Origin of the sequence: Cereibacter sphaeroides 2.4.1 (assembly GCF_000012905.2) — a bacterium.
Lineage (GTDB): Bacteria > Pseudomonadota > Alphaproteobacteria > Rhodobacterales > Rhodobacteraceae > Cereibacter_A > Cereibacter_A sphaeroides.
This window is the reverse complement of record NC_007493.2, coordinates 289,975-308,049: the sequence shown is the minus strand read 5'-3', so window position 1 is coordinate 308,049 and position 18,075 is coordinate 289,975. Positions and strand designations below refer to the sequence as shown.

Annotated in this window: 14 protein-coding genes; all 14 read right to left on the bottom strand. The window is 65.1% G+C overall.

The features are described 5' to 3' along the window. Window positions 1-3: 3 nt before the first annotated feature. A complete protein-coding gene (gene rpsJ, locus RSP_RS01515) occupies window positions 4-312 on the bottom strand; it encodes a 30S ribosomal protein S10 (protein WP_002722490.1) in 309 nt (102 codons plus the stop codon). A 72-nt stretch (window positions 313-384) separates the two neighbouring features. Beyond that, window positions 385-1,560: an elongation factor Tu gene (gene tuf / locus RSP_RS01510; protein WP_002722461.1), complete on the bottom strand. Its 1,176-nt coding sequence runs from the start codon at window positions 1,558-1,560 to the stop codon at window positions 385-387. A 74-nt stretch (window positions 1,561-1,634) separates the two neighbouring features. Continuing rightward, window positions 1,635-3,752 carry an elongation factor G gene (fusA, locus tag RSP_RS01505; RefSeq protein ID WP_011336951.1) on the bottom strand — a complete coding sequence of 706 codons (2,118 nt, stop codon included), beginning with the start codon at window positions 3,750-3,752 and terminating at the stop codon, window positions 1,635-1,637. 24 nt (window positions 3,753-3,776) lie between these two features. After that, window positions 3,777-4,247: a 30S ribosomal protein S7 gene (gene rpsG, locus RSP_RS01500; RefSeq protein WP_002722484.1), complete on the bottom strand. Its 471-nt coding sequence runs from the start codon at window positions 4,245-4,247 to the stop codon at window positions 3,777-3,779. 12 nt (window positions 4,248-4,259) lie between these two features. Then, entirely contained in the window at window positions 4,260-4,631 is a 372-nt protein-coding gene (rpsL, locus tag RSP_RS01495; RefSeq protein ID WP_002722481.1) for a 30S ribosomal protein S12, read from the bottom strand. 212 nt (window positions 4,632-4,843) lie between these two features. Then, a complete protein-coding gene (locus RSP_RS01490) occupies window positions 4,844-5,770 on the bottom strand; it encodes a DMT family transporter (protein ID WP_011336950.1) in 927 nt (308 codons plus the stop codon). Window positions 5,771-5,961: 191 nt separating this feature from the next. Then, window positions 5,962-10,209 (bottom strand): DNA-directed RNA polymerase subunit beta', encoded by a 4,248-nt coding sequence (gene rpoC, locus RSP_RS01485; protein WP_011336949.1) that lies wholly within the window; start codon window positions 10,207-10,209, stop codon window positions 5,962-5,964. 81 nt (window positions 10,210-10,290) lie between these two features. Then, window positions 10,291-14,424, bottom strand: a complete 4,134-nt coding sequence (rpoB, locus tag RSP_RS01480) for a DNA-directed RNA polymerase subunit beta (RefSeq protein ID WP_002722478.1) — start codon at window positions 14,422-14,424, stop codon at window positions 10,291-10,293. A gap of 244 nt (window positions 14,425-14,668) precedes the next feature. After that, a complete protein-coding gene (gene rplL / locus RSP_RS01475) occupies window positions 14,669-15,046 on the bottom strand; it encodes a 50S ribosomal protein L7/L12 (RefSeq protein ID WP_002722477.1) in 378 nt (125 codons plus the stop codon). 69 nt (window positions 15,047-15,115) lie between these two features. Further along, window positions 15,116-15,631, bottom strand: coding sequence for a 50S ribosomal protein L10 (gene rplJ / locus RSP_RS01470; RefSeq protein WP_002722476.1), 516 nt, complete (start codon window positions 15,629-15,631; stop codon window positions 15,116-15,118). A 238-nt stretch (window positions 15,632-15,869) separates the two neighbouring features. Then, on the bottom strand, window positions 15,870-16,568 hold the full coding sequence (rplA, locus tag RSP_RS01465) for a 50S ribosomal protein L1 (RefSeq protein WP_002722474.1): 699 nt from the start codon (window positions 16,566-16,568) through the stop codon (window positions 15,870-15,872). Window positions 16,569-16,571: 3 nt separating this feature from the next. Continuing rightward, window positions 16,572-17,024 carry a 50S ribosomal protein L11 gene (rplK, locus tag RSP_RS01460; RefSeq protein WP_002722470.1) on the bottom strand — a complete coding sequence of 151 codons (453 nt, stop codon included), beginning with the start codon at window positions 17,022-17,024 and terminating at the stop codon, window positions 16,572-16,574. 92 nt (window positions 17,025-17,116) lie between these two features. After that, entirely contained in the window at window positions 17,117-17,650 is a 534-nt protein-coding gene (gene nusG, locus RSP_RS01455; protein WP_002722468.1) for a transcription termination/antitermination protein NusG, read from the bottom strand. 162 nt (window positions 17,651-17,812) lie between these two features. Beyond that, the gene (gene secE / locus RSP_RS01450; RefSeq protein WP_002722466.1) at window positions 17,813-18,007 is read right to left on the bottom strand and encodes a preprotein translocase subunit SecE; all 195 of its coding nucleotides are present in this window, start codon (window positions 18,005-18,007) and stop codon (window positions 17,813-17,815) included. Window positions 18,008-18,075 lie beyond the last annotated feature (68 nt).

Sequence of the window (18,075 nt, the reverse complement as noted above, 5' to 3'; positions counted from 1 at the left end):
CCCTCAAACCTTGATCTGAATGTCCACGCCGGCCGCGAGGTCGAGCTTCATCAGCGCGTCCACGGTCTGCGGGGTCGGATCGACGATGTCGAGAAGACGCTTGTGCGTCCGGATCTCCCACTGGTCGCGCGACTTCTTGTCGATGTGCGGACCGCGGAGAACGGTGAACTTCTCGATCTTGTTCGGCAGCGGGATCGGGCCGCGCACTTGCGCACCGGTCCGCTTGGCGGTGTTCACGATTTCCTGGGTGCTGGCGTCCAGCACCCGGTAATCGAAGGCCTTCAGCCTGATGCGGATAGTCTGACCTTGCATTTCATTGCCCTCGGGCTTGGCGGGAAACGGGGGGGCGTGGAATCGTCCCCCCGCCCCTCTGCCAATTGCGGTTTACGCGATGATTTTCGAGACGACGCCGGCGCCGACGGTGCGGCCGCCTTCACGGATGGCGAAGCGGAGCTTCTCTTCCATGGCGATCGGCGCGATCAGCTCGACGTTGAACTTCAGGTTGTCGCCCGGCATCACCATCTCGGTGCCTTCCGGCAGTTGCACGGTCCCGGTCACGTCGGTGGTCCGGAAGTAGAACTGCGGACGGTAGTTGGCGAAGAACGGGGTGTGGCGGCCGCCTTCCTCTTTCGTGAGGATGTAGGCCTCGGCCTCGAACTTCGTGTGCGGCTTCACCGAGCCCGGCTTGCAGAGAACCTGCCCGCGCTCGATGCCGTCGCGGTCCACGCCGCGGAGCAGCAGGCCCACGTTGTCGCCCGCTTCGCCCTGGTCGAGGAGCTTGCGGAACATCTCGACGCCGGTGCAGACCGTCTTCTTCGACGGGCGGATGCCGACGATCTCGAGTTCCTCACCCACCTTCACCACACCGCGCTCGATCCGGCCCGTGGCCACGGTGCCGCGGCCCGAGATCGAGAACACGTCCTCGACCGGCATCAGGAAGGGCTGGTCCACGGCACGCGCCGGGGTCGGGATGTATTCATCCACGGCGGCGATCAGCGCGCGGATCGAATCCTCGCCGATTTCCTTGTCGGTGCCGTTCATCGCGGCCAGAGCCGAGCCCTTGATGATCGGAATGTCGTCGCCGGGGTAGTCGTAGGACGACAGAAGCTCGCGGATCTCCATCTCGACCAGCTCGATGAGTTCCGGATCGTCCACCTGGTCGACCTTGTTCATGTAGACGACCATGTAGGGGATGCCCACCTGACGGCCGAGCAGGATGTGCTCGCGCGTCTGCGGCATCGGGCCGTCGGCCGCGTTCACCACGAGGATCGCGCCGTCCATCTGCGCGGCGCCGGTGATCATGTTCTTCACATAGTCGGCGTGGCCGGGGCAGTCGACGTGCGCATAGTGGCGCGTGTCCGACTCGTATTCCACGTGCGCGGTCGAGATCGTGATCCCGCGGGCCCGCTCTTCCGGCGCGCCGTCGATCTGGTCGTAGGCGCGGAACTCGCCGAAATACTTCGTGATCGCGGCCGTCAGAGTCGTCTTGCCGTGGTCAACGTGGCCGATCGTGCCGATGTTGACGTGCGGTTTGTTACGTTCAAACTTTGCCTTTGCCATGATGGCCTCCTGAGACGTTCGCGGGTGGGGTGCACCCTACGGGGTTGGTAGGGTGGGCTGACCGCCCACCGCGCTTAGGCGTATTTCTTCTGGATCTCGTCCGAGATGTTCTGCGGCACCGCGTCGTAGTGATCGAAGTGCATCGTGAACACCGCCCGGCCCGAGGACATCGAGCGCAGCGTGTTGATGTAGCCGAACATGTTGGCGAGCGGCACGAAGGCGTTGATCACGTTCGCGTTGCCGCGCGTGTCCTGCCCCTGCACCATCCCGCGCCGCGAGGTCAGGTCGCCGATGATGCCGCCGGTATATTCTTCCGGAGTCACCACCTCGACCTTCATGATCGGCTCGAGCAGCTTCGCACCGGCCTTCTTCAGGCCTTCGCGCATGGCAGCCCGCGACGCGATTTCGAAGGCCAGCACCGACGAGTCGACGTCGTGGAAGGCCCCGTCGATCAGCGCCACGCGGAAGTCGATCACCGGGAAGCCCGCCAGCGGACCGGAGTCCATGACCGACTTGATGCCCTTCTCGACGCCGGGGATATATTCCTTCGGCACCGCACCGCCCACGATCTTCGACTCGAACGAGTAGCCCTCGCCCGGCTCGGTCGGGGTGATGACGAGCTTCACGCGCGCGAACTGGCCGGTACCACCGGTCTGTTTCTTGTGCGTGTAGTCGATCTCGGCTTCGCGCGAGATGGTCTCGCGGTAGGCCACCTGCGGCGCACCGATGTTCGCCTCGACCTTGAACTCGCGCTTCATCCGGTCGACGAGGATGTCGAGGTGAAGTTCGCCCATGCCTTTCATGATCGTCTGCCCCGACTCGAAGTCGGTCTCGACGCGGAAGGACGGGTCCTCGGCGGCCAGACGCGCGAGCGCCAGACCCATCTTCTCCTGGTCGGCCTTGGTCTTCGGCTCGACGGCGATCTCGATCACCGGCTCGGGGAAGGTCATGGTTTCCAGAACGACCTGGTTGGCCGGATCGCAGAGCGTGTCGCCGGTGGTGGTCTCTTTCAGACCGGCCAGCGCGATGATGTCGCCCGCAAAGGCTTCGTCGATCTCTTCCCGGTTGATGGCGTGCATCATCATCATCCGGCCCACGCGCTCGCGCTTGCCCTTCGTCGAGTTGACCATCTGGTCACCCTTCTTGAGCACGCCCGAGTAGAGACGGGTGAAGGTGAGCGAGCCCACGAAGGGGTCGTTCATGATCTTGAACGCCAGAGCGGCGAAGGGCTGCGAATCGTCGGCCGAGCGCGCGATGTTCCGCGTCTCGGTCTCGTCGCCCGGCGCGAAGCCCATGTAGGCCGGCACGTCGAGCGGCGAGGGCAGGTAGTCGATCACCGAGTTCAGGACCGGCTGCACGCCCTTGTTCTTGAACGCGGAGCCCGCGGTCACCGGAACGAAGGCCATGGCGAGGCAGCCCTTGCGGATCAGCTTCCGCAGGGTCGGCACGTCAGGCTCGTTGCCTTCGAGGTAGGCTTCCATCGCCTCGTCGTCCTGCTCGACGGCGAGCTCGATGAGCTTGCCGCGCCACTCTTCGGCCTCGGCCTTGAGCTCGTCGCGGACGTCCTTGATGATCCAGGAGGCACCCAGGTCTTCGCCTTGGTAGACCCATTCCTGCATCGTCACGAGGTCGATGATGCCTTCCAGCTTGTCCTCGGCGCCGATCGGCAGGGCGATCGGAGCGGGGGTGGCGCCGGTGCGGTCCTTGATCATCTTCACGCAGTTGAAGAAGTCCGCGCCGATCTTGTCCATCTTGTTGACGAACACGATGCGCGGAACCTTGTAGCGGTCAGCCTGACGCCACACGGTCTCGGTCTGCGGCTCGACGCCGGCGTTGGCGTCGAGAAGGCACACGGCCCCGTCGAGCACCGCCAGCGAACGTTCCACTTCAATGGTGAAGTCGACGTGGCCGGGGGTGTCGATGATGTTGAAGCGGTGCTTCGGGGTCAGAGGGGTCTTGCCGTCCTCGGTGCGCTCCCAGAAAGTCGTGGTCGCGGCCGAGGTGATGGTGATCCCCCGCTCCTGCTCCTGCTCCATCCAGTCCATCGTCGCGGCGCCGTCATGCACCTCGCCGATCTTGTGGGATTTCCCGGTGTAGTACAGAATCCGCTCGGTCGTCGTCGTTTTACCGGCGTCGATGTGAGCCATGATCCCGAAGTTCCGGCACAGCTCGAGGGGGTAGTCGCGTGCCATTGGGATGGTCCTCAGGCTGAAGGGTTACCAGCGGTAATGGCTGAACGCCTTGTTCGCGTCGGCCATCTTGTGGGTGTCTTCGCGCTTCTTCACGGCCGTCCCGCGGTTGTTGCAGGCATCGGCGAGCTCGGCGGCGAGACGCTCTTCCATGGTGTTCTCGTTGCGCTTGCGCGCCGCGGTGATGAGCCAGCGGATCGCCAGTGCCTCACGGCGCTCGGTGCGGACCTCGACCGGAACCTGGTAGGTCGCACCGCCGACGCGGCGCGAGCGCACTTCGACCGAAGGCTTCACGTTGTCGAGCGCTTCGTGGAAGGCTTCGAGCGGTTCGCGCTTCAGGCGGGTCTGCACGCGGTCGAGCGCGTTGTAGACGATGGATTCCGCGACCGACTTCTTGCCGTCGATCATCAGGTTGTTCATGAACTTGGTCAGAACCGTATCGCCGAATTTGGCGTCGGGCAGGATTTCGCGCTTCTCGGCTGCGTGACGACGGGACATCCCCGGAACTCCTTATTTCGGACGCTTCGCGCCGTATTTCGAACGGCGTTGACGACGATCTTTGACACCCTGGGTATCGAGGACACCGCGCAGGATGTGGTAACGCACGCCGGGAAGGTCTTTCACGCGGCCGCCACGGATGAGCACGACGGAGTGCTCTTGCAGGTTGTGCTTTTCGCCGGGGATGTAGGAGATCACCTCGAAGCCGTTGGTCAGGCGAACCTTGGCGACCTTACGCATAGCGGAGTTCGGCTTCTTCGGCGTCGTGGTGTAGACGCGCGTGCAGACGCCACGCTTCTGCGGGCAGGACTCCAGGTGCTGGGACTTGGAGCGGACTCGTTTCGGCTCCCGCGGCTTGCGGATGAGCTGTTGGATCGTTGGCATTCACGTTCCCCGTGTTGCAACCCGTTTCATTCACGCCTGCCCGGATCCGATCGGGGGGCGCCGTTCGTGGTGCCTGTTCACACAAACACCAAAACCGCGGACGTCCCTTTGGCGGGGACGACGTGGTGGAATTCCAGAGGATCGGGGCACATGGCCCGGATCATGACCACTACAGTTAACTGAAGCTGGCTGCCGGCCGCAAAGCCCGCAGGTCAGGTAGGCGGCGTATAGGGGGAGTCGGAGGGGATGTCAACAGATGCTTCCCGCGGCAGCCGGCGCAGCCGCGCCTCGCGCCAGATCGTGAAGAGCCCCGTCGCCGTGATCACCGCAAATCCCAGAAGGGCCAGCCCGTCGGGCAGATCGCCGAAGAGAAGCCAGCCGAGGGCGATGGCCCACAGAAGGGCCGTATAGCGGAAGGGCGAGACGGCCGCGATGTCCCCTCCCCGCATGGCGAGGACGATGGAGAGATAGCCCACCATCAGCGCCACCGCCGCGCCGCCGAGATAGAACGCCTCGCCCCCCGTCACCGGCCCGAACCCCGAGGGCAGGCTGCCCGCCAACCCCAGGAGGGTGACGGCGCCCGAGGTCCAGAGCGCGATGGTCGCCGCCGGAAGATCGGAGCCGATGCGCCGGGTGGCGAGGTCGCGCGCCACGATGCAGCCAACCGCCGCCAGCCCCACGAGCGACCAGAGGCTGAACCCTTCTGCGCCGGGTCGTACGATGAGCAGGACGCCGCAGAACCCGATCAGGATCGCCGAAAACCGCCGCCAGCCCAGTGGCTCCTTCAGCACGAGGGCGGCGGCCAGCGTCACGGCCAGCGGCACGGACTGGAGGATCGCCACGAGGTTGGCGAGCGGCAGGACCATCAGCGCCGAGAGATAGGCGACGGTCGAGAGCACATCGGCCCCCGCTCGCAGCGCGAGGAGCCCACCGTCCCTGCGCGGGATGCGGAAGCGCAGGCCGCCCACGGCCCAGCCATAGAGAAACAGAAGCGGCAGCGAGACGAGGCCCCGGAGCGCGATGGCCTGAAAGAGCGGCATGGTCTGCGTCACGGCCTTCATCAGGGCATCGTTCACCGTGAAGGCGGCCATGGCCACGGTCATGGCGAGGGCGCCGCGCAGATTGTCCGAGAGTCGCACGAAATCCTCCGTCCCGCCTCTCGACCCTAGACCGCGACCGAAGCCGGAGGGAAGCGCGACGCGGTGTTTCGGCCGGAGGGGCCGCGGGCCGTGGCGGGCGGGCATCACCGGGCGCGGCCCGGGGCGTTTCCCAAAGGAAAGGCCCGCGCACCGGAGTGCGCGGGCCCATGGTCAGGCGAGAGAGGGGAGGATCACTCCTCGCGGTTCTCCACCGTTTCCACCAGCCCCGAGTCCTCGGAGCCGAGATCGATCACCCCGTCCGTCGGCGCCGCCAGCGCCGCCGCGGATTCGGCCTCGGCCCGGCGGGTGTCGATCACCTTCTGGTCGCGGTCGTGCGCGATCTTCTTGACGCGCGAGGTGGCCCCGCCCGTCCCGGCCGGGATCAGCCGGCCGACGATCACGTTCTCCTTCAGGCCAACGAGCTTGTCGCGCTTGCCCTGCACCGAGGCTTCGGTCAGCACGCGCGTCGTCTCCTGGAACGAGGCCGCCGAGATGAAGCTGCGGGTCTGCAGCGACGCCTTGGTGATCCCGAGCAGGATCGGTTCGGCATGAGCCGGCCGCATCCCGTGGTCCATGGCCTTCTGGTTGACCTCGTCAAGCTCGGCCTTGTCCACATGCTCGCCCTTGAGCAGCGTGGTCTCGCCCGAGTCGAGGATCTCGTATTTCTGCAGCATCTGCCGCACGATCACCTCGATATGCTTGTCGTTGATCTTCACGCCCTGCAGTCGGTAGACCTCCTGCACTTCGTCGATCATGTAGTTGGCCAGCGCCTCGACGCCCAGGATCCGCAGGATGTCGTGCGGAGCCGGGTTGCCGTCCATGATGTAGTCACCCTTCTGCACGAAGTCGCCTTCCTGCACCGGGATGTGCTTGCCTTTCGGCACCATGTATTCGACCGAGTTCAGCGTATCGTCCACCGGCTCGATCGTGATGCGGCGCTTGTTCTTGTAGTCCTTGCCGAAGCGCACATAGCCGTCGTTCTCGGCGATGATCGCGTGATCCTTCGGACGACGGGCCTCGAACAGTTCCGCCACGCGGGGAAGACCCCCGGTGATGTCCTTGGTCCGGGCACCCTCGCGCGGGATCCGCGCCACCACGTCGCCGGCCCGGACGGTCTGGCCGTCCTCGACCGACAGGATCGCCTCGACCGACATCGGATACGAGATCGGGTTGCCCGCCTCGTTCCGCATCGGATCGCCCGTCTCCGGATTCATGATGATGATTTCCGGTTTCAGGTCGCCGCCCTTCGGCGTCGAGCGCCAGTCGGACACGATCTTCTGGGTCATGCCGGTGGCTTCGTCGGTGTCCTCGCGCACCGAGATGCCCGAGACGAGATCCACGAACCGCGCCACGCCGGCCTTCTCGGCGATGATCGGCAGGGTGTAGGGGTCCCATTCGAACAGGCGCGTGGCCCGCTTGACCGTCTGGCCGTCCTTGACATGGACCTTGGCGCCGTAGGTCAGCTTGTGCGTCGCCCGCTCCTGCCCCGCCTCGTCGATGATCGCGAGCTGCATGTTGCGGCCCATGACGATCTGCTCGCCGTTGGCGTTCTCCAGCAGGTTCGGGTTGCGGAACTCGATCCGGCCCTCCTGCGACGCCTCGAGGAACGACTGCTGGCCGCCCTGCGCGATGCCGCCGATGTGGAAGGTCCGCATCGTGAGCTGCGTACCCGGTTCGCCGATCGACTGGGCGGCGATGATGCCCACCGCCTCGCCGATGTTGACGAGCGTGCCGCGGGCAAGGTCGCGCCCGTAGCACATGGCGCAGACGCCCTCTTCCGCTTCACAGGTGAGCGGGCTGCGGATGCGCACCGAAGCCACGTTCGCCTGATCGACCAGATCCGCCCGACGCTCGTCGATCAGCTCGCCGCGCGCCACGATCACCTCGTCCGAGCCCGGCACGAGGATGTCCTCGGCCGCGACACGGCCCAGGACCCGCTCGGCCAGCGGGCTCACGACTTCGCCCTCGTTCACCGCGGCCGAGGCCGTGATCGCATTCTCGGTGCCGCAATCGTGCGTGCGCACGATGCAGTCCTGCGCCACGTCCACGAGACGACGGGTCAGGTAGCCCGAGTTCGCCGTCTTCAGCGCGGTATCGGCCAGACCCTTCCGGGCGCCGTGGGTCGAGTTGAAGTACTCGAGCACGGTCAGGCCTTCCTTGAAGTTCGAGATGATCGGCGTCTCGATGATCTCGCCGTTCGGCTTGGCCATCAGGCCGCGCATCCCGCCCAGCTGCTTCATCTGAGCCGGCGAACCCCGCGCCCCGGAGTGGGACATCATGTAGACCGAGTTCGGCTCCTTCTCGGCGCCGGCATCGTCGTACCGGACCGCCGAGATCTCGGCCATCATCTCGCCCGCCACCTTGTCCGAGCATTTCGACCAGGCGTCGACGACCTTGTTGTACTTTTCGCCCTGAGTGATCAGGCCGTCCATGTACTGCTGCTCGAACTCCTTCACCTGATCGCGAACCTCGTTCACGATCGGCCATTTGGTGTCCGGGATCAGCATGTCGTCCTTGCCGAACGAGATGCCGGCCTTGAAGGCTTCGCGGAAGCCCATGCCCATGATCTGGTCGCAGAAGATCACCGACTCCTTCTGGCCGCAGTAGCGGTAGACGGTGTCGATGACGTTCTGCACGTCCTTCTTCCGCAGAAGACGGTTCACGAGCTCGAACGGAGCCTTGGCGTTCAGCGGCAGCAGGTTGCCCAGCCGCAGGCGGCCCGGCGTGGTCTGGTAGCGCTTGACGACCTCGTTGCCTTCCTCGTCGATCTGCTTGATCCGGGCGGTGATGGTCGCGTGCAGATGCACCTCGCCGGCGGCAAGGGCATGTTCGACCTCTTCGACGGACGAGAAGGCCATGCCCTCGCCCTTCATGCCGCGGCGCTCCATCGTGGTGTAATAGAGCCCCAGAACCATGTCCTGCGACGGCACGATGATCGGCGCGCCGTTGGCGGGCGACAGCACGTTGTTGGTCGACATCATCAGCACGCGCGCCTCAAGCTGGGCTTCCAGCGAGAGGGGGACGTGGACGGCCATCTGGTCGCCGTCGAAGTCGGCGTTGAAGGCCGAGCAGACCAGCGGGTGCAGCTGGATCGCCTTGCCTTCGATCAGGATCGGCTCGAAAGCCTGGATGCCCAGACGGTGCAGCGTCGGCGCCCGGTTCAAGAGGACCGGGTGCTCGCGGATCACTTCATCCAGGATGTCCCAGACCTCGGGGCGTTCCTTCTCCACCAGCTTCTTCGCCTGCTTCACGGTCGAGGACAGGCCCTTGGCCTCCAGCCGCGAGTAGATGAAGGGCTTGAACAGCTCGAGCGCCATCTTCTTCGGCAGGCCGCACTGGTGCAGCTTCAGCTCCGGCCCGGTCACGATGACCGAACGGCCCGAGAAGTCCACGCGCTTGCCGAGCAGGTTCTGACGGAACCGGCCCTGCTTGCCCTTGAGCATGTCCGACAGCGACTTCAGCGGGCGCTTGTTGGTGCCCGTGATGACGCGGCCGCGGCGGCCGTTGTCGAAGAGCGCGTCGACGGCTTCCTGCAGCATCCGCTTTTCGTTGCGGACGATGATGTCCGGCGCGCGCAGCTCGATCAGCCGCTTGAGGCGGTTGTTCCGGTTGATGACGCGGCGGTAGAGGTCGTTCAGGTCCGACGTGGCGAACCGGCCACCGTCGAGCGGCACCAGCGGGCGCAGTTCCGGCGGGATCACCGGCAGCACGGTCAGGATCATCCACTCCGGCCGGTTGCCCGACTCGAGGAACGATTCCACGATCTTCAGCCGCTTGATGATCTTCTTCGGCTTCAGTTCGCCCGTGGCCTCCTTCAACTCCTCGCGGAGCGTCTCGGCGGTCTGTTCGAGGTCGATGGCCGACAGCATCTCGCGGATCGCTTCCGCGCCGATGTTGGCGGTGAAGGCATCGGCGCCATACTGGTCCTGCGCATCGAGGAACTCTTCCTCGGTCATCAGCTGACCGTAGGTGAGGTCCGTCAGGCCCGGCTCGATGACGACGTAGTTCTCGAAGTAGAGGATGCGTTCCAGATCCCGCAGCGTCATGTCGAGCATGAGGCCGATGCGGCTCGGCAGCGACTTCAGGAACCAGATGTGCGCGACCGGGGCGGCGAGCTCGATATGGCCCATCCGCTCGCGACGCACCTTCTGGAGCGTGACTTCAACGCCGCATTTCTCGCAGACGACGCCGCGATACTTCATGCGCTTGTATTTGCCGCAGAGGCACTCGTAGTCCTTGATCGGCCCGAAGATCCGCGCGCAGAACAGGCCGTCGCGCTCGGGCTTGAAGGTCCGGTAGTTGATGGTCTCGGGCTTCTTGATCTCGCCGTAGGACCACGAGAGGATCCGTTCCGGCGAAGCGAGCGAGATCTTGATCTCGTCGAAGGTCTTGACCGGCGCAACCGGGTTGAACGGATTGGTCGAGAGTTCCTGGTTCATGTCCTGATCCCAAAGATGAGGTTGCGGTCGAGGGTCCTCGCGACGGTCCCCGGGGCCTGAGCCCCGGGCCGCCCGCGCGGCTTATTCCTCGTCCGCATCCAGGAGTTCCATGTTGAGGCCGAGGCCCCGCACTTCCTTGACGAGCACGTTGAACGACTCCGGGACGCCGGCCTCGAAGTTGTCTTCGCCCTTGACGATGGACTCGTACATCTTCGTGCGGCCCGCCACGTCGTCCGACTTCACCGTCAGCATCTCCTGCAGGGTGTAGGCGGCGCCGTAGGCTTCCAGAGCCCAGACCTCCATCTCGCCCAGACGCTGGCCACCGAACTGCGCCTTGCCGCCCAGCGGTTGCTGGGTGACGAGCGAGTACGGACCGGTCGACCGCGCGTGCAGCTTGTCGTCCACCAGGTGGTGCAGCTTCAGCATGTACTTCACGCCCACGGTGACGGGACGCGCGAACTGCTCGCCCGTGCGGCCGTCGAAGACGATGGACTGCCCGCTCTGGTCGAAGCCGGCCCGGCGCAGCGCGTCGTTGACGTCGGGCTCCTTCGCCCCGTCGAAGACCGGCGTCGCGATCGGCACGCCCTTGGTGACGCGGCCGGCCATTTCGACCAGATCCTCGTCCTCGCGGTCGCCGAAGGCCCCTTCATAGGTCTCGTCGCCATAGGCGAGACGCATGGCCTCCTTCACCGGCGTGAGGTCGCCCGAGCGGCGGTAGTCCTGCAGCGCCTCGTCGATCTTGATGCCCAGACCGCGTGCGGCCCAGCCCATGTGGGTCTCGAGGATCTGCCCCACGTTCATCCGCGACGGCACGCCGAGCGGGTTGAGCACGAGGTCGACATGCGTGCCGTCCGCAAGGAACGGCATGTCCTCGATCGGCACGACCTTGGAGATGACGCCCTTGTTGCCGTGACGGCCGGCCATCTTGTCGCCCGGCTGCAGCTTGCGCTTCACAGCCACGAAGACCTTGACCATCTTCATCACGCCCGGAGGCAGGTCGTCGCCGCGACGGACCTTCTCGACCTTGTCCTCGAAGCGGTGATCGAGCGCGCGCTTCTGCGCCTCGAACTGCTCGTGGAGGGCCTCGACTTCCTTCGCGTCGGCTTCCTCACCCAGCGCCAGCTGCCACCACTGGCCACGCGACAGCGTGGACAGCAGGTCCTCGTTGATCTCCGAGCCCGCCCGGATGCCCTTCGGCCCCTTCACCGCGGTCTTGCCCATGATCAGCGTGCGCAGACGCGAGTAGATGTTGCGCTCGAGGATCGCGAGCTCGTCGTCCCGGTCACGGGCCAGACGCTCGACTTCCTCGCGCTCGATCTGCAGTGCCCGCTCGTCCTTGTCGACGCCGTGGCGGTTGAAGACCCGCACTTCCACGATCGTGCCGTAGGCCCCCGGCGGCAGGCGCAGCGACGTGTCGCGCACGTCCGAGGCCTTTTCGCCGAAGATGGCGCGGAGGAGCTTTTCTTCCGGCGTCATCGGGCTTTCGCCCTTGGGGGTGATCTTGCCCACGAGAATGTCGCCCGGCTGCACTTCGGCGCCGATATAGACGATGCCGGCCTCGTCGAGGTTGCGCAGGGCTTCCTCGCCGACGTTCGGGATGTCGCGGGTGATCTCTTCCGGCCCGAGCTTGGTATCCCGCGCCGCGACCTCGTATTCCTCGATGTGGATCGAGGTATAGACGTCGTCGCGGAGGATCCGCTCGGAGATCAGGATCGAGTCCTCGTAGTTGTAGCCGTTCCACGGCATGAAGGCCACGATCACGTTCCGGCCGAGGGCCAGCTCGCCCATGTCGGTGCAGGGGCCGTCGGCCACCACCTCGCCACGGTGCACCACGTCACCCACCTTCACCAGCGGACGCTGGTTGATGCAGGACGACTGGTTCGAGCGCTTGAACTTGCGCAGACGGTAGATGTCGACGCCCGGCTCGCCCGGCTCCAGCATCTCGGTGGCGCGCACGACGATACGCGTCGCATCCACCTGGTCGATCACGCCGGCGCGGCGCGCCATGATGGCGGCCCCGGAGTCACGCGCCACCACGGCCTCGATCCCCGTGCCCACGAAGGGCGCGTCGGATTGCAGGAGCGGCACCGCCTGACGCTGCATGTTCGAGCCCATCAGCGCGCGGTTCGCGTCGTCGTTCTCGAGGAACGGGATCAGCGAGGCCGCAACCGAGACGAGCTGCTTCGGCGACACGTCGATCAGGTCGATGGCATCCGGCGGGTTCAGCATGAACTCGCCCGCCTTGCGCGACGAGATCAGGTCGGAGACGAACCGGCCCTCCTCGTCGAGTTGCGCGTTGGCCTGCGCCACGGTGTGCCGCATCTCCTCGGTGGCCGACATGTAGACCACGTCGTCGGTCACGGCACCCTCGACGACCTTCCGGTAAGGGGTCTCGATGAAGCCGTATTTGTTCACGCGGGCGAAGGTCGCGAGCGAGTTGATGAGGCCGATGTTCTGGCCTTCCGGCGTCTCGATCGGGCACATCCGGCCATAGTGGGTCGGGTGAACGTCGCGCACCTCGAACCCCGCGCGCTCGCGGGTCAGACCGCCCGGCCCGAGGGCCGAGAGACGCCGCTTGTGGGTGACTTCCGACAGCGGGTTGGTCTGGTCCATGAACTGCGAGAGCTGCGACGAGCCGAAGAACTCGCGCACCGCGGCCGCCGCGGGCTTCGCGTTGATCAGATCCTGCGGCATGATCGTGTCGATCTCGACCGAGGACATGCGTTCCTTGATCGCGCGCTCCATGCGCAGGAGACCCACGCGGTACTGGTTCTCCATGAGCTCGCCCACCGAGCGCACCCGGCGGTTGCCGAGGTGGTCGATGTCGTCGATCTCACCCTTGCCGTCGCGCAGCTCGGTCAGCGCCTTGATGCAGGCGATGATGTCGTCGCGGTCGAGCGTGCGCTGGGTGTCGGGCTTGCCGAGGTCGAGACGCATGTTCATCTTCACGCGGCCGACGGCCGAGAGGTCATAGCGCTCGCTGTCGAAGAACAGCGTGTCGAACAGGTTCGACGCCGCCTCGACGGTCGGCGGCTCGCCCGGACGCATGACGCGGTAGATGTCCATGAGCGCGGTGTCGCGGCCCATGTTCTTGTCCGCCGCCATCGTGTTGCGGATGTAGGGGCCGACGTTGACATTGTCGATGTCGAGCACCGGGATGTCGGTGATGCCCTGATCGAGCAGCAGCTTCAGCGTGCCGCCCTTCACCTCGCCGTCGCGGTCATACTCCATCGTGAGTTCGTCACCGGCTTCGACCCAGATCTCGCCGGTTTCCTCGTTGATGATGTCCTGCGCGACATAGCGGCCGACGATATGGTCGAACGGCACCAGAAGCTCGGTGATCTGAGCCTCGTCGATCCACTTCTTGACCATCCGCGGCGTGGCCTTCTCGCCCGCCTTCAGGATGACCTCGCCGGTGGCCGCATCCACGAGATCGTAGGTGGGACGGGTGCCGCGCACGCGCTCGGGGAAGAACCGGGTGACCCAGCCGCGGTTCTTCTGATGCTTGAAGTTCACGGTTTCGTAATAGGCATCCATGATGCCTTCCTGATCCATGCCGAGGGCATAGAGCAGCGTCGTCACCGGCAGCTTCCGGCGACGGTCGATGCGCGCGAAGACGATGTCCTTCGCGTCGAATTCGAAGTCCAGCCACGAACCGCGGTAGGGGATGATGCGGCAGGCGAACAGGAGCTTGCCCGAGGAGTGGGTCTTGCCCTTGTCGTGGTCGAAGAACACGCCGGGGCTGCGGTGCATCTGGCTGACGATCACGCGCTCGGTGCCGTTCACGATGAACGTGCCGTTGGCGGTCATCAGGGGCATGTCGCCCATGTAGACGTCCTGCTCCTTGATGTCCTTGACCGAGCGGGCGCCCGTGGTCTCGTCGACATCGAACACGATCAGGCGCAGCGTCACCTTCAGCGGCGCGGCATAGGTCATGTCGCGCTGCTGGCACTCGTCCACGTCATATTTCGGCTTTTCGAGCTCGTATTTCACGAACTCGAGCACGGCGGTCTCGTTGAAGTCCTTGATCGGGAAGACCGACTGGAAGACGCCCTGGATGCCTTCGCCATCGGCCGCCTTCGGGCCGTCGCCCGACTTCAGGAACAGATCGTAGGAGGATTTCTGAACCTCGATCAGGTTCGGCATCTCCAGCACTTCGCGGATCTTGCCGTAGTACCTGCGGATACGTTTCTGGCCAACGTAGCTCTGAGCCATGCTCGAAGTCACCTTTCGTTTTCGCGGGCGCAGGGACCGTCGGGCCACGGTCCTGCGCCGCTTGCGAAGAAGGGGGTGAGGTCCCATTCACGCCCCCCGTCCCACCGGAGGGCTCCCGAACCTCGAACCGCGCCTTGGGAGGGGCTTCCTGCGAAGCCTCTGCCGAGACAGGTTCGGCTGGGCCCGACTATCCGCCGGACCCAGCCCGATTTCAACCGATGGATGCGAAACGCACCCGACCGAATTACTTCAGCTCGACTTTCGCGCCAGCTTCTTCGAGCTTCTTCTTCATCGCTTCGGCGTCGGCCTTGGCAACGGCTTCCTTCACCTTGCCACCGGCTTCCACGAGGTCTTTCGCCTCTTTCAGGCCCAGACCGGTGATCGCGCGCACTTCCTTGATCACGTTGATCTTGTTGGCGCCGGCGTCGGTCAGGACGACGTCGAACTCGGTCTTCTCTTCCTCGGCCGGAGCAGCAGCGCCAGCAGCCGGGCCGGCCATCATCACGGCGCCGCCAGCGGCGGGCTCGATGCCGTATTTGTCCTTGAGGATCGTCTTCAGCTCTTGGGCTTCGAGCAGGGTCAGACCGACGATGTCTTCGGCGAGTTTGTTCAGATCAGCCATTTTCTGTTCCGTTCAGTTAGATGGGGTCCAACATGGTGGGTGACAACCCACGCAGGTCGACGAGATTGCTCAAGCGGCTTCCCGCTCCTCCAGGGTGGAGAGGATGCCGGCGATGTTCGAAGCAGGTGCGCCAATGGCACCGGCGATGTTCGACGCGGGCGCACCGATGCACGACACGATCTGAGCGATGAGCTCTTCGCGCGACGGCATGGCGGCGACGGTCTTCACACCGGCCGGGTCCAGGATCGTGTCGCCCATTGCCCCGCCGAGGATCACGAACTTGTCGTTCTTCTTGGCATAGGCATCCGCAACCTTCGCCGCAGCGACGGGGTCCTCGGAATAGGCCATCACGGTCATGCCCGTCAGCAGGTCGCCCATCTTTTCAGAGGGCTTCCCGGCGAGGGCGATCTTGGCGAGCCTGTTCTTGGCAACGCGTACGGACCCACCGACTTCGCGCATCTGCGCGCGCAGGTCCTGCATCTGAGCAACCGTGATGCCTGCGTAGTGTGCAACCACAACCACGCCAGAGCTTTCGAAGATCTGGCCGAGTTCCTCGACCACTTTCTCTTTCTGGGCTCTATCCACAGTTTCACTCCAAGTTTGGGGGTCGCCCCCCGGCTCACTTCTGCCCCGCGAGCGGGGCGTTCGGGTCCGCGATGTGGTCCCGAGCCAAGATCCGGCGGTTTCCCGCGAAAATCCGTCTCGTTCCCCATCTCAGGCAGGATATTAAGAGGTTGCCCCCACCCGCCGTCTCGGACAGGACAGGGCGTCTCCGCCCCGTCATCCCCTGCCCGAGGGCAGGGGAATTCTCAAAGCCCCCGCCTCAGTGGCTGGTGGCGGAGGTCAGGTCGACCGAGACGCCCGGGCCCATGGTCGAGGAGAGCGACACCTTCTTGAGGTAGGTGCCTTTCGCCCCGGCGGGCTTCGCGCGGTTCACGGCATCGACGAAGGCGCGGACGTTCTGCGCGAGCTTGTCCGCCTCGAACGACATCTTGCCGACGCCGGCGTGGATCACGCCCGCCTTCTCGACCTTGAACTGCACCTCACCGCCCTTGGCGGCCTCGACGGCGGATTTCACATCCATCGTCACGGTGCCGACCTTCGGGTTCGGCATCAGGTTGCGCGGCCCGAGGATCTTGCCCAGACGGCCGACGAGCGGCATCATGTCCGGGGTGGCGATGCAGCGGTCGAACTCGATCTTGCCCGACTGGATCGTCTCCATCAGGTCTTCGGCACCGACGATGTCGGCCCCGGCGGCTTTCGCCTCGTCCGCCTTGGCGCCGCGGGCGAAGACCGCCACGCGCACCGTCTTGCCCGTGCCGTTCGGCAGGGTGACGACGCCGCGCACCATCTGGTCGGCGTGACGCGGGTCGACGCCCAGGTTCATCGCCACTTCGAGGGTCTCGTCGAACTTCGCCGAGGCGGCCTGCTTGATCAGCGCCACCGCATCCTCGACAGAGATCAGGTCCTTGCCGACGAAGGCTTCACGCGCCGAGCGCGTCCGTTTTCCAACCTTGGCCATGACTTACCCCTTGACCTCGATGCCGCAGGATTTGGCCGAGCCGAGGATGATCTGCATCGCCGCCTCGACGTCGTTGGCGTTCAGATCCTTCATCTTGGCTTCGGCGATCTTGCGGATCTGCGCCACGGTCACCGAACCCGCCACTTCGCGGCCCGGCTTGGTCGAGCCCTTCGGACGGTTCCGCTTGCCCACCGGAGCGAGGCCCGCAGCCTTCTTCAGCATGAAGGACGCCGGCGGCGTCTTCAGCTCGAGGCTGAAGGACTTGTCTTGGTAGTAGGTGATGATGACGGGCGTGGGCGTGCCCGGCTCGAGGTCGGCGGACTTCGCGTTGAATTCCTTCACGAAGGCCATGATGTTCAGGCCGCGCTGACCCAGCGCCGGACCGACCGGCGGGGACGGGTTGGCTTGACCCGCCTTCACTTGCAGCTTGAGGCTGCCGATAATCTTCTTGGCCATATGGCCTCTCCTCTGTCACTGCCCCCGAGGGGCGAGTTTAGTGGTCCGGTCCGTCACGCCCTGCGGGCGCGCTCGCCTCCCACGCGATGCACTCAGGCGCCCTTGGCCACCTGGGTGAATTCCAGCTCGACCGGGGTCGCCCGGCCGAAGATCGAGACGGTCACCTTGAGGCGCGAATGCTCTTCATCCACATCCTCGACCATGCCCGAGAAGCCCTCGAACGGGCCGTCGGTCACCTTCACCGTCTCGCCGATGTCATAGCGGATCAGGCTGCGCGGCTGCGCCTCGCCTTCCTCGACGCGGTTCAGGATCGTGTTCACTTCCGAGTCGCGCATCGGCATCGGCTTGCCCTGCGGACCGAGGAACCCCGTCACCCGGTTGATCGAGGAGATCAGGTGATAGCCGCGGTTCGACATTTCCATGTGGACGAGCACATAGCCCGGCATGAAGCGGCGCTCGGACGTGACCTTCTTGCCGCGCCGGACCTCGATCACCTCTTCGGTGGGGACCAGCACCTCGTCGATCTCTTCCTCGAGACCGGCGTCCGCCACGGCGGTCCGGATCTGCTCGGCGACCTTCTTCTCGAAGTTCGAGAGAACGCTCACCGAATACCAACGCTTCGCCATGCCTTAGCCTTACCTCTTCGCGCGGGGCAATCCCCGCTCCTCCGGCGAACCAGTGTCCGCCCCCAGAACAAAAAACAGCGCGCAACCCGAATCGCTGCGCGCCGGCCTCTTCCCAGTGACCGCCCGATTACAGGCAGCACCCCCGGCGTTCAAGCGGAAATGTCAGAAGGTGTTGAGCAGCAGGCTCAGCCCCTGCCGGATCGCGAAGTCGACGAGCGAGAAGAAGGTCGCGGTCAGCGCCGCCATGACGAAGACCATGATGGTGGTCAGCAGCACCTCGCGCCGGCCGGGCCAGGCGACCTTGCCGACTTCGCTGCGCACCTGCGAGATGAACGTGAAGGGATTCGCCTTGGCCATCGTCTGTCCTCAAGAAGCGTCGCGCGGCAGATACGCCCTCGGACGCCGAAGTTCAAGGCTCTCGCCGG

Excerpts from the sequence above, each read along its gene's own strand:
- rpsJ (WP_002722490.1), bottom strand. The coding sequence starts at position 312 with ATGCAAGGTCAGACTATCCGCATCAGGCTGAAGGCCTTCGATTACCGG.
- tuf (WP_002722461.1), bottom strand. The coding sequence starts at position 1,560 with ATGGCAAAGGCAAAGTTTGAACGTAACAAACCGCACGTCAACATCGGC.
- fusA (WP_011336951.1), bottom strand. The coding sequence starts at position 3,752 with ATGGCACGCGACTACCCCCTCGAGCTGTGCCGGAACTTCGGGATCATG.
- rpsG (WP_002722484.1), bottom strand. The coding sequence starts at position 4,247 with ATGTCCCGTCGTCACGCAGCCGAGAAGCGCGAAATCCTGCCCGACGCC.
- rpsL (WP_002722481.1), bottom strand. The coding sequence starts at position 4,631 with ATGCCAACGATCCAACAGCTCATCCGCAAGCCGCGGGAGCCGAAACGA.
- rpoC (WP_011336949.1), bottom strand. The coding sequence starts at position 10,209 with ATGAACCAGGAACTCTCGACCAATCCGTTCAACCCGGTTGCGCCGGTC.
- rpoB (WP_002722478.1), bottom strand. The coding sequence starts at position 14,424 with ATGGCTCAGAGCTACGTTGGCCAGAAACGTATCCGCAGGTACTACGGC.
- rplL (WP_002722477.1), bottom strand. The coding sequence starts at position 15,046 with ATGGCTGATCTGAACAAACTCGCCGAAGACATCGTCGGTCTGACCCTG.
- rplA (WP_002722474.1), bottom strand. The coding sequence starts at position 16,568 with ATGGCCAAGGTTGGAAAACGGACGCGCTCGGCGCGTGAAGCCTTCGTC.
- rplK (WP_002722470.1), bottom strand. The coding sequence starts at position 17,024 with ATGGCCAAGAAGATTATCGGCAGCCTCAAGCTGCAAGTGAAGGCGGGT.
- nusG (WP_002722468.1), bottom strand. The coding sequence starts at position 17,650 with ATGGCGAAGCGTTGGTATTCGGTGAGCGTTCTCTCGAACTTCGAGAAG.
- secE (WP_002722466.1), bottom strand. The coding sequence starts at position 18,007 with ATGGCCAAGGCGAATCCCTTCACGTTCATCTCGCAGGTGCGCAGCGAA.